11 protein-coding genes and 1 pseudogene are annotated in these 11,345 nt (G+C 55.8%); 3 read left to right on the top strand and 9 right to left on the bottom strand.

Annotated elements, in window-relative coordinates; all coding sequences use genetic code 11:
• Positions 1-51 precede the first annotated feature (51 nt).
• Both ACR9YP_RS09515 and ACR9YP_RS09510 read right to left on the bottom strand, forming a co-directional pair.
• Complete coding sequence (locus ACR9YP_RS09515; RefSeq protein WP_474219511.1) at positions 52-474, bottom strand: hypothetical protein; 423 nt, start codon at positions 472-474, stop codon at positions 52-54.
• A gap of 455 nt (positions 475-929) precedes the next feature.
• On the bottom strand, positions 930-3,359 hold the full coding sequence (locus ACR9YP_RS09510; protein ID WP_474219509.1) for a type IA DNA topoisomerase: 2,430 nt from the start codon (positions 3,357-3,359) through the stop codon (positions 930-932).
• A gap of 98 nt (positions 3,360-3,457) precedes the next feature.
• On the opposite strand from ACR9YP_RS09510, the pseudogene ACR9YP_RS09505 reads away from it, so the two are divergent.
• A pseudogene (locus ACR9YP_RS09505) lies at positions 3,458-3,690 on the top strand (hypothetical protein).
• Between the two features lie 4 nt (positions 3,691-3,694).
• Here ACR9YP_RS09505 and ACR9YP_RS09500 read toward each other — a convergent pair.
• The 7 genes from ACR9YP_RS09500 to ACR9YP_RS09470 all read right to left on the bottom strand — a co-directional run bounded on the left by ACR9YP_RS09500 (position 3,695) and on the right by ACR9YP_RS09470 (position 10,227).
• Positions 3,695-4,987, bottom strand: coding sequence for a DNA methyltransferase (locus ACR9YP_RS09500; protein WP_474219508.1), 1,293 nt, complete (start codon positions 4,985-4,987; stop codon positions 3,695-3,697).
• 24 nt (positions 4,988-5,011) lie between these two features.
• On the bottom strand, positions 5,012-5,332 hold the full coding sequence (locus ACR9YP_RS09495) for a hypothetical protein (RefSeq protein WP_474219507.1): 321 nt from the start codon (positions 5,330-5,332) through the stop codon (positions 5,012-5,014).
• Between the two features lie 115 nt (positions 5,333-5,447).
• Positions 5,448-7,583 carry a S8 family peptidase gene (locus tag ACR9YP_RS09490; RefSeq protein ID WP_474219506.1) on the bottom strand — a complete coding sequence of 712 codons (2,136 nt, stop codon included), beginning with the start codon at positions 7,581-7,583 and terminating at the stop codon, positions 5,448-5,450.
• A complete protein-coding gene (locus tag ACR9YP_RS09485; protein ID WP_474219505.1) occupies positions 7,561-8,583 on the bottom strand; it encodes an AAA family ATPase in 1,023 nt (340 codons plus the stop codon). The genes ACR9YP_RS09490 and ACR9YP_RS09485 overlap by 23 nt, the downstream gene beginning before the upstream one ends.
• Positions 8,584-8,937: 354 nt before the next feature.
• The gene (locus ACR9YP_RS09480; RefSeq protein ID WP_474221009.1) at positions 8,938-9,396 is read right to left on the bottom strand and encodes a restriction endonuclease; all 459 of its coding nucleotides are present in this window, start codon (positions 9,394-9,396) and stop codon (positions 8,938-8,940) included.
• 169 nt (positions 9,397-9,565) lie between these two features.
• Entirely contained in the window at positions 9,566-9,871 is a 306-nt protein-coding gene (locus ACR9YP_RS09475; RefSeq protein ID WP_474219504.1) for a DUF1330 domain-containing protein, read from the bottom strand.
• A gap of 107 nt (positions 9,872-9,978) precedes the next feature.
• Positions 9,979-10,227: a hypothetical protein gene (locus tag ACR9YP_RS09470; RefSeq protein ID WP_474219503.1), complete on the bottom strand. Its 249-nt coding sequence runs from the start codon at positions 10,225-10,227 to the stop codon at positions 9,979-9,981.
• A 275-nt stretch (positions 10,228-10,502) separates the two neighbouring features.
• Here ACR9YP_RS09470 and ACR9YP_RS09465 point away from each other — a divergent pair, with 275 nt between their 5' ends.
• Together ACR9YP_RS09465 and ACR9YP_RS09460 are read left to right on the top strand one after the other, a co-directional pair.
• A complete protein-coding gene (locus tag ACR9YP_RS09465; RefSeq protein ID WP_474219502.1) occupies positions 10,503-10,718 on the top strand; it encodes a hypothetical protein in 216 nt (71 codons plus the stop codon).
• Between the two features lie 2 nt (positions 10,719-10,720).
• Positions 10,721-11,281, top strand: coding sequence for a hypothetical protein (locus ACR9YP_RS09460; RefSeq protein ID WP_474219501.1), 561 nt, complete (start codon positions 10,721-10,723; stop codon positions 11,279-11,281).
• Positions 11,282-11,345: the final 64 nt, after the last annotated feature.

Raw genomic sequence — 11,345 nt, 5'->3', positions numbered from 1 at the left:
CTCTGGGTTCTCCTTGTCCAGATTGCGAACTATACCGAAACGAGGCTCGGGCTATTGGCCGTACTTCACCATTATCCAATCCAGCTCTCGAATTGGATTATCTCCGAAGAGCGGTTTGATCTCGCGTGCAACCTCAAGAGCAGCCCGCTGCACCGGCCAATAAACTTCGGGCGATAAGTAATGCTCTCGGATTTGCGAGCGTGTCATACCTACGGGTAAGCCTGCCTCGTTAAGCCAGCCGAGCCGATAAAACATATCCGTTAGGACAATATCGGGCTTCACGCACTGCAATCCTAGGTCCATCATCAAATGAAAAGCCGTTATGGGGTTGTTCCCGCCAATGAACCGGCAACGATTTTGATGCCACTTTCTTACCAAATAGGGAGTCGGCACCAGCACCTCTCTTAGAAAGCCAGAACCAAATATTCCGTCGAGGTAACTACCTTCCCCGTGCTGTTCGACGGCTTCCTTCAAGCGCCTCGCCATGCGAACCGTTTTTCGGAGTTTAGACCGATTCCGAACCATTCTCTTTATGTCGTAGGGCGGGTCGCCATCATCGTATTTCTTCGCCTCAGCGCCCCAACCTTCGTCCTTTGAGCTTCCCGCCGGGTCCTCCTCCGCAGTCACAGTGACAAGGGGGTATTTTCTAATTGCGCTAAGAACACGCTCGGGAGTTAGTGCCGCTAGCCCAGGTTCTCGATTGAACGTTCGACCCACACCGCCAACTTTGCATCTACGGTCAAGGCAAAACTGGGAATGGCTCATTCTCATTAATAGCCGTCCTTTCAAGCGCAAGCGCCAGAGAAGTAGACTATCCGAACCAACAATCGACAGCGGTGATCGTCCAGCGGCCTGAAGGATCACTACCTCCCTTCAGACCGGGCGCGGTCGCGCTCGGATTGCAAGTAGTGCCGTCTTCGTCTTGCTACCTAAAGCAGCCACCCCCGTTCGCCGAATGCTGAAAGATCAACTCCAGGGGGAGCATACCACCCCTCGGAGCCATAACGTGCACCGAGCTTCAGAGCGACTTCCTTGTTGCCATAAGGAATTCGCAGCGGCGTCCTGCTTGAGTTTGCTGACACGGGAGTCGTCGAAGCGGCATCGGCGTTAACCTTTCGTTTTCGAGACCTCTTTGGCGGTGCTGCTTGAGGCGCAGCCGACCCGACCGGCCTGTCGGAGGTTTTGCCATTAACCTTGCGGCGTTTTTTGCTTCGATTCATTTCAATCCATGCGGACATCGCGACCGAGTTGGACCTCGCATCATCGGGGATGATGAGACCTTTCCCCTGCGCCAGCTTCTTGGCGTACAACAATTGTGCAGGACTTACCGGTTTGGAGTCGAGCTTACCGGCTGTTTCGCCGTCGGACTTTTTAGGCGCGTGCTCGCTAAGGAATTTGCGGCAGATCGATATCGAAGTTTTGTAACCGGGTGGTGGCTTGATGTCTTTTTGCCGGACGAGGCTGTCAGCAAAGCGTTTCATCGCAGGCGTCGGTGGAGACGTAGCTGTGCCATTGCCTCCTGCGCTGCCAATCAAAGAAGGTCCCCCCGCGGTAGCCCCCTCCTTCAGCTTGCTGATAATGCGCTCGGCGACATCGCATACAGCGTCAATCGCGCCGACCATCTCCTGTTTGCCTACAACGACATCGTCGAGCAGGCATTCAAGTTGCGCGGTCACGCCCGGATCGACTAGCGCCGGATCGGCTTGTTTGAGAACGCCGAACAACGACAGGCCGGTCTCGGTCGGCACAATATTCTTTCCCTGGGCAATCAGGAAACCTTGCTTCTTCAGCCCGCCGATGATCTCGGCTCGGGTCGCAGGCGTACCGATACCCTTGGCTTCCTTCAAGCGATCCCGCAGAACCTCGTCATCAACAAAACGCCAGGCATTTTGCATAGCCTCAATCAGAGTGCCTTCGTTATAACGCGGCGGCGGCCGGGTCTCCTTGTTCTCAATTTTTGGATCTTGCAGTTGCGCGGTCTCGCCGTTGCGCAGCGGCGGCAGCAATTGCGCCTCATCGCCCTTTTCGTCGGCGGGTTGCCACTCTGGGAATGCTGCTCGCCACCCGAGATCAATGGGCTGGCGACCGGCTGCGCGAAATTCGAAGCCGCGCACATCGAGCGTTGCGGTTGTCTGCCGGTAACGAAAATCGGGCATCAGCGCGGCCATATATGCCCGCGCGATGACATCAAAGAGCTTTTTCTCGTCAGACGACAGACGGGGCCAGACCTCCGGCAGTTTGTCGATGGCGTTGACATTGGGAATGACGGCATGGTGGCTCGCACCCTCCAGCCCCTTGTCGAAGAAGGTACCGCTCACACCTCTACGGATCACCGGCGGCTCGGGTACAGGGATCGTGCTGAACGATTGGCCCACCCGCAGTCCGGCAATGATTCGCGGCACGTCCGATATCAAGTTTTGCGGCAGGTAACGCACTTCGGCACGAGGATAGGTGACAATCTTCTTGCCCTGGCCGTCATAAAGCTCCTGCGCCACTTCGAGCGTTTTGCTGGCTGACCAGCCGAAGCGCGAGCCGCATAGCTTCTGCAACGAAGGCAGATCATGGAGCTTGGGTGGCCCTTGACGCTTGTCCTCGACGCGCACGGTGAGCGCACCCTCGAAACCTTCAGTCGCTTTGATGACGGCGTCAGCAATCTCGCGCTTAACAATTCGGTCCTGCGGCGTATGCCGCATCTGGAATTGCCCACCCTCAACTTTCGCGGTGGCGACAATCTCAAAATAAGCGAGCGGCACGAAGTTCCGAATTTCCAACTCGCGCTTGCATACAATGGCTAATGTCGGTGTCTTTACGCGACCGACTCCAATCACTCTCCGCGTTCCCTGTCCCAGAATGACGGTTGCGGTGCGGGTGAGCGAAAGGTTGTAAATCTGGTCGGCCTGTCGGCGCGCAACTGCGGCGGCGTATAGGCGGGAGTATTCGGTATTTGGCTTTGCTCTGCCAAATGCGTCACGGATGGTCTGCGAATCCTGCGCGGTGAACAGCACCCGCATCACCTGACCGCGATACTCGTAATGCTCAAGAATTTCCTGACCGATTAGCTGACCCTCGCGGTCACAATCGGTTGCAAGCCAAACTCGTTTGGCAGTGCGCAACGCCTCGCAAATAGCCTTGAGCTTAGCGGCCTTGTTGCCACCCCTTGCCGGGCGCGTTCCGTAAAGGCCTTCAGGCCGTAGAAGTATCGGCGACCACCGCTTCCAGGCGGGAACAACGTCCTCCGGTTCGAGGAGATCGAACAAATGGCCCTCTGCTGGAAGAACATCACCGTAGCGAGAACCAATTGCGGCGCGGACGTCTTTGGCCTGGCTGGTTTTCTCGGTGATAACGATCTGATCAGCCATGACGACCCACTTGGGAGGAGGTATTTAACGGCGCAATTGACAAAAGAACATATAGAGAACATTATTCGCCGGTCAGGTCAAGCAGTTGGAGTGAGGCCATGGCTGAAGTCACCTATTTTGTCGCGCTGCCGTTCGTCGCTGCCGATGATGGCGTTGCCGCTGGCGAGCCATGCTTGCCGCTGTAGTGCGCGCTGAGGCGTTATCTCGCAAAGAAGGCCACGTCGGTGCAGTCGCCTTTAGCCGCACTGGTGACCCTGCTACCGGCGATTTTGGCGATGCCAAGGTGATCAGGAAGTTCGGCGACGTGCCGGGTGATTTGAGTGCGCTGTGACCCTTCAATTCATCTGCGCCGAGAAGCGCTGATTCATCTGATACTCAGCAATCCAGAGAGAGAGTTTGGCCGTCTCGGCGGCGAAATCTGCGAGTTCAATGCCATGGAAATGTGAGAGCTTCACGCCTGTCCAATGCCCCGAGCGTTGACCGGCGTCGAGGTCTTCCATCCTTTTGAGGATGCGCATTTCGAGAGTGCGCAGCTCGCGATAGGCGATGATAAGGAAATTGCCCGATCCGCAAGCTGGATCGAAAACCCGGATTTTCGAAATGCGTGTGAGCAACTTGCTCAGCCGAGAACGCTCCTCCCGGTGGCCATGCGCGTCGGCAAACTCCTCCTCAAGCGACATCAGGAACAGGGGCTGTAACACCTTCACAATGTTTGGAACGGAAGTGTAGTGCATTCCAAGGTCGCCGCGCATATCGGGGTGCACGATTGCTTGGATCATGGAGCCGAAAATATCCGGATTGATTTCGCGCCAATCAAGTTGCGCAGCCTCAATCAAGATACGCTTCGCGCGTTTGTTGAATGCAGGAACGTCTGATGCTTCGAAAAAGAGTCCACCGTTGACATATGGAAATGCATTTATGTGGGCGGGAACGTCGCGGCGTTCTTTGCCCGGGATGTTCATTGCATCAAATATCTGCCTCAACAGAGATTGCAGATGTTCGCCGTCGTCACCTCCGAACTCCGTGATCGTTTTGACGAAGAGGTCCTTCGGGAAGCTCCCGGTGTCCTCCGCGAACATACAGAAGAGAATGCGCGTCATGAATTGGTTCAGGGCATGGCGCTTCTCGTCCGTGTTCCATTCCGGATTGTGGCGCACGATTTCATCGTGGAATTTCGCAAGATGACCAGTTGCCTTGATGTCCGCTGGATTTTCTTTGACTGCTTCGTACTTATCGATGCCCGCGAGAGGTAGGAAAAAGTCGAAGTGATCGTTCAGCTCGGCTAAATCGCAATGCAGTGTCTCGTCGGCCTTGAGATCGAGTGCAGAAAGTTCCTTTCCATCGGTCGCAAACAGAAAACGAGGCTTCTGGGACTTTGTCGCCTTCGCGTCCTTGAGGGCATCAAGAGTTTGCCCGACCTGTCCTGCACTCGCGGGACGGAAATTGAGCTTGCGCGCCCAAAGAACGTCACCTGGTTGCTCGCCTTTGTTCTGAGTGCCTTTGCGCAGCTTCGTTAGTGTAGCTTTCGGGGCTTTGTAAATTTCAAGCAATTGAAACGGGAATTCACTAGCATCGAACGGCTGTTCGACCAGATCACTGAGCTGCACTTCAATTTCCGCAATGTTCATGCCCCGGGGCTGCCTTCTTGATTGTTAGGGTGTGACAGCCGCAGGCACGGGCTGCGCCAGCCTCACGCGCACTTGGTCGTAAACGGGAATCCCGGTTTCGGCTCCGACTTCCATGCTGACCGCCAGCGCGTAGGGAATATTATCGGCAAAGTTGCCCGCCGCGGCCCGGCACGTCAGGCGGAGTAGCAAGAAGCCATCGTCCACAAACACCGAAGCGGCCTCGCCAGTGCGTCGTTCGTGGAACACCGTACCGCGAGCGGTCGCCTTGTCCGTAGGTTGAAGAGAGCGCTGCGGCGCAATCCAATACTTTTGATCGCTGCCAGAAGCCACGTCGAGCGCAGCCATCCTGTATCCTTGATGGCGTGGATTGACAGGTGAGAACCACGCCAGCGTGATTGTTATGGCGCGCAATGCGCGAACGCCGTCAAGTCCGTCAGGCAGCGGGACGCGATAGAGCAGACTACTTTCGGGCGATGGAGCCAACGCCAAGCAGAGTTGCGCGATTCTCAGTGCAATCGAGGACCCGGTCAATGTCTGGAACGCCATAGCCAAGCAGCCGCGCGATATCATCGCGTCGGCTAAAGTGCGAACCTGTTCCCTGCGGGGGGAAAGTGCCGTCCAACATCAGGCCCTTGCTGCCCCACTGTGCGCCGTGGACAAGAAGAGCCTTCAAAACCAAAGGCATGAAAGCGGCATCGATATCGGTGTGGTTCGAGCCACCGTTACTTAGAACATCATGGATACGGTGGGCGCTTCGCGTTGCAAGCGCGGTTGCAACACTCGTCCCGAAGGTGAAGTCCTCGTAACGCGTACCTCCAAGCTGTGCAGGCCGCGCTGCTTTCAGTCCGAACATATTTGCACCGACGGTTACGGGCGCGATGACAAGTCCGCCGCCTCCGCCTGAGGCGACAACCCGTACTGGCGCTCGTCCGCCTGCGAACAGCAGCTCGGGTTTCACTATCTTCTTGAAGCCCAATCCCATCGCGGAGACGATATTCGGGAGCTCTTCATCCGTGAAGGGATCGGTTCGCCCGTTCGGCAGATTGCCTGTGAAACCGGAGCCGGAATGCGCAGCTCCGATGGTCAGTGTGTTCAAGGATTCTGCTGGCGACAGCAAGGTGCGCTGGCTCTTGTTGCTATTGAGCGCATCGAGAATTGCTTGCTCGCGCGCTTCGGGAGTTGCAGCTTCGAATTCCACGGAAGTGTTGAAGGCGGGAACAGCCAGACGCTCTAGAATATTCCCCGCACTAACAAGAAACAGAACCCGATACCTGTTCGAAAGATAGTCAAGGAGTCGGCCAAGCGGACTCATTGTCCGGGCAAAGGGCCGTGTCTCGTCCCCGAGAGAAAGATTTATAACCACGACACCCGGCGCAGCGGCTGGCTCCGTACCGTCACCTTCCTTAATCCTGCGCACAGCTTGGTGGATCACATCAACAAGCAAACGATTAGGTGGCGTCCTTTCATCGCCGTTTTCGTTCGGCCTCATGACTGGGCGTACATAAAGTCGTCGCGGCAATGGCAGTTCGTTGGCGTTCAGATCACCGTGAATAATGAGCGAAGCCATCGCTGTCCCGTGTTCGCGCCGCGCAATGGGATAAATGGCATCGAGGCCCTCAGGATCGTCAACGGCGAGACGCCCCGCCAGTCGGACATGATTTTGAATTGGCAGGCCGTCGAGCAGCGCGGCAATAGGCTCGTCCTGATCCGCGTCGGCAGCGGCAGCCGCGCTATCCTCGCCCGTAAATTCCGTTGCCGCGGGATACCGCGCAACCGATTGAGGCCGCAGGAACATGACTTCATCTGAGCGGGCGATGCTGACTGCCGGATTCTCAATCAGCGTTCGGATAGCAGCGCCGGGCAGATCGACCAGGGCAGCGTCATAATGAATTTCCGGGATCACCGCATGATGCACTACCTGCCCACCGGCAGCGACAATCTCGGCTTCTAGTCCGTGGAAAGCTTGCGCCCGCTTCTCGGCATTCTCATGATACCAGAGTTCAACTTCGAACCGAACGAGAGCGTCGGGATCACTCGCGAGATCACTCTCCCACGCCGCGATAGTCGCCGATGAAATGCGGTCTTGCGGCCCCCATGGCCTCACGTCAATGAGTCGCGAAAATAATTCCCGCCATTCTCCGCGACCTTTCGGCATCCGCTGGTTTTGCTTATAGCGCTCCCAGAGACTAAGCAGTTCGCGCAACGCTTGCACATCAGGCATAGCTAAGTAGATGCGTCCGGCAAGTCTTTGGTCAGGTTTATCTTCAATAAAAAAGTCGTCGCTCTGATCAAATTCCTCTTCGAAGTCGCCCAGATATTCGAGGCCAATATTGCGGGCTTGCTCGTAAAAGTCCTTAAGCGATCCCTCGACCTCGAACACGATTGCTCTTTCTGGCGCAATCGAAGCAGGATCGTCACGCAAGACCATGAGTTGCGCTGGTGTGTCGGCTACGGCGGAAAGCCGCTCAAACCGCGGATCAATGCGTTCCCGTTGCCTGTCGCGCGAAGGGCGAGAAACTGCTGCGCCTCCACCATGTTTTGGCGGCGGGTCAAGTTGTATCGGCGCTGGAAGATTAAGAAGTGGACGTTCCGGCACTCTCGTCTTCCCCCGTACCCTCCTTGACGCTTCGCGCGCGAGCCTTCCACAATTTAAGTTGCTCTCGCACGATTTCGCCGGAAGAGCGTTCCCCCGAAGTCAGTACTTCCCGTCTCATTACATTGAGCAGGAATTCTTCGGCCTCGGCGTAGCTTACGCCGCCCAGGCTCTTTGTTATTTGTGCAGCGGACATACCGAGCTTTACTTCGCCTTTTTCGGCAAGCAATTGCAGGAATTGTGTCAGCTGTTTTTGCGTCGGTGCCGGTAGCGGCAGGCGCAATTGGAAGCGCCGCCAAACCGCCCGGTCGAGCAGTTCCGAATGGTTGGTCGCAGCGATCACAACGACATAGCTTGGTAGCTCATCTATCTGCATCAAGAGTGAGGTTACGACGCGCTTTATTTCCCCCGTCTCGTGTTTATCGCCGCGCTCTTTACCTACAGCGTCAAATTCATCAAAGAACAAGACGCAAGGCGTCGTGCGTGCATATTCAAAGACGCGCTTGAGACGAGCCGCAGTTTCTCCGAGAAAGCTGCCAATCATCCCTTCGTATCGAACAACGAATAACGGAGTCGCGAGGCTTTCCGCGATGGTTTCTGCCAAAGTTGTCTTGCCGTTCCCGGGTGGACCAACAAGCAAAATGCGGTGTCTTGGTTCGAGGGAATGCGACCGAAGTATACTTGAGCGCTGCTGCTCTTCGATCAACTGCCGCACTGCAAGTTCAGTTGCGTCCGGCAGGACCAGCTCATCCAGCTTCCGCCGCGGCATGATCTCGGAAATAAAATCTTTCGCACGGTGGCTGCCTTCAGGCACGTGCCGGGGAGTGATCGAGAGCGCACTGCCATTTGGCGTCTTGACAACGCGCTCGATTTGATCGGCCAGCACATTGTGCTGCTTGCCTCTTTCTTCCGCGACAATGGCATCCACGGTTCGGCGAAACGTACCCGTATCGCCATTCACCCCAGCCTTAACAAGATTTATAAGCAGGTCGCTTCGAGCCATCTTCAGTCCTTCCGGCGACGGCCACGACGGTCTGTTAGCTCGGATTCAGAAACCTGAATACCAACGGATCGCAAGCCGCGAAGCACCATGGTTCGGATGTTCTCGCCGCGATCAGCGCACATTAAAGCTACCTGACGACGAACAGACTTCGGCACCATGACTTGAAGTGGGACCTCTTCTGGAGACGGTCCCGCGCCGGTGGTTCGTGCTTTCCGCATGGTCCCAACTGATCGTTTCATAGCTCGCCCGACTCGAACGACAAAGTGCCAAGCCAGTATCATAATTTCATGATTTAATGAAGAGAAATCACTGATCCTTAAGCTTCAGATCCCCAGAGTTTCAGCTAGTGACCTCTCAATTGAACAAGTGTTGACCGATTGGCGATCTCCGATTCGTAGGCAGCCTGTAAACGGACATCCTCGTAATGGAGGATCTAGGACCAGGGGAGAGCACGTCAGCCGGGGTCGCACCGGATTTTACTTGCACCGCGAGGCGCGGTTGACCGAATCCCATCGGACCACTTCCGGCGATGATATCAACGCCGCCATCCGCACCAGGCTTGGCTACTTGGACTTGATAGCCTTCGGCGACCAGGATCGCCCCGACCAAACGCGCGAGTTCATGGCCTAGGAAGTTTCTTCCGATGAATTTCGTAATTTGGTCGGCCGCGAATTGTTCGAGATCAATCGCACCATCATCTTCCGGGTCAACCGCATCGGAATCGGCGGATAACTTCTCAACGACCTTTGGCGCTTGGCCTTGCGCCATTGCGATAAGTCGCTCCTCGGCATTATTTCGGCGCGCCCTGAACACGGTCAACGTTGCGCCAAGCGTGTAGAGAATAAAAGCACGCCACTAAAGATGGAAAGGCGCAAGGTCCGGAAAGTCGGTCAAAAAAAATGATAATGGGAAGTTGGCCGCGGAGCGCTGCAGTCCACCCGCCAAATCCATCGACGAGAGGAGATCGGTTGTATATCTTGCATCAGCAAGAGAGCGAACCGGTGAATGCTAGAGCCCAAAGGGTGGCTATACCCTCACGCAGCTTCTTGATTGGAACGTAATCCGGCGAGTTCCAGAATGCGTGGATCGCCTCCATGTCGGGAAACTCGAACATGACGACCGGTCGCTGATCATGTTCGCCTTCCAGCACCTCCACTTTTGCACGTCTAGCGACCAGCTTTCCGCCGAAGCTAGCTATGAACGGTACGACAGCTTGCGCGTATCTTTGATACTGAGTTTCGTCCTTGATAGTGCTTTGGACAATAAATAGGCGGGCAGCAACCGACAATCTGTCCTCTGGAAACAGTGCTCGCGGCTAGGCCGCCTGCCTCGGCAGGTTATCGCGCAGGGATTTGGGCCATCGCGTCATTTGGCTGCGCAGCAGAGCGTTGCTGCTCAATCGCATTTAAGGCGACCTCCAACAATTGTCCTGCACCTCTCAACTATAGAGGTTACGTCGCTTTCATCTACGTAGTCCTGACTCTGAGCTACGCTTTCAGCGATACTTTCTACCGCCTTCTTGAACTCACGGTCCTTTTGCAGCTCCTTTGCTACATAGACGGGGTGGGCGGGAGCTACAATCTGCCGAACCAACATCGCGGCGTTTGCCAGCGTAACGAAGACCGCCACGGCCAAAATCGCCATGGTCCATTTTGAAGTATCCACCCTCACCCCTCAATTCAATCAAGCTCGGCCTTCAATTCCGGTGCTTGTACCACTCTGCTCAGCTTTCTTTAGCTCGGCATCGGCTTCTTTCCACTCCTTTGAACCGGGTCGCATCTTGTCTCTGGCTTCGCGCCACGCTTGGACGCTTGCTTGTAACGCTTCGCCTGCACTCCACGCCTCATGACGTTCCGGCAACCTTGACTTGCTTAGAACGAAATGCGAACATTGCCTAGCCCCCGCTGTCTGGAATCTTCATGCCTGAAGTTGCCGCCCTTAAATTGCATTCGGATGCGCAGGCATTGGAGGCAGCCGCCGATCAGGCAATTGCAGCTTGCGGCGGTGATGCGCGCGAAGCTGTGAAGGCGCTGTTGATTGCGAACGAATTCCTAGAGCGCGAGATGGAAGAGCGGGTTTCGCGCGGGTACATTCGAGGCGTGAAGCACGGCAGGTTCAGTACGTACTCGGGGTGACAATGCGATTCATTAGTGGGGTTGCGCTCCTTCTGTTCGCAGGTCCCTCAGTTGCAGCAGAGAAGGCGGAATCGTTCTTTAAGAAGCAGATCGACAATACGTGGACAGTTCACGGCACCTCGTACCCGGTCGATTCGGGCAAGCCGCCCGCCTGTTTTGCCAATACCACACTGCCTGATGGTTCGCTCGCCCAACTCACGGTGCATCCATCGTGGTTTGGCGATAAACGCGAGCCTCGCCCTCAAGGGGCAAAGCTTGTAGTTCGCAATATGCAGTGGAGTATCCTTCCCAAGGCGGGAAAGCGCATTGCGCATATGAATTTGTACAACGGACGAACCGGTGTGCGCGAGATCGACGCGCCTTTTTCTGCTGAAGATAAAAACACCGTCGTCATCGCCGACCTCGCCCGCGATTTCTTTGCGGCTGTTTCAAAATCCGACCGGATTATTTTGACAATGCGAGATGACGATGCCTCGATTGTTCTCACATTCCTCCATTCGCAAGAACTCATTAAGGCGCTTTACGACTGCTCGTGGAAGTACGAGAGCCTCTACAATGAATAGTCTACGGCGGATGGGTTGGTTGCGGAGACACTCGCAAAGCTCGCTAGTGATGCCAATCAGCCGA

The sequence above is a fragment of the Bradyrhizobium sp. BR14999 genome (genome assembly GCF_056106085.1).
Note: the sequence above shows the minus strand (reverse complement) of the source record. Positions and strands in the feature narration are given on the sequence as shown.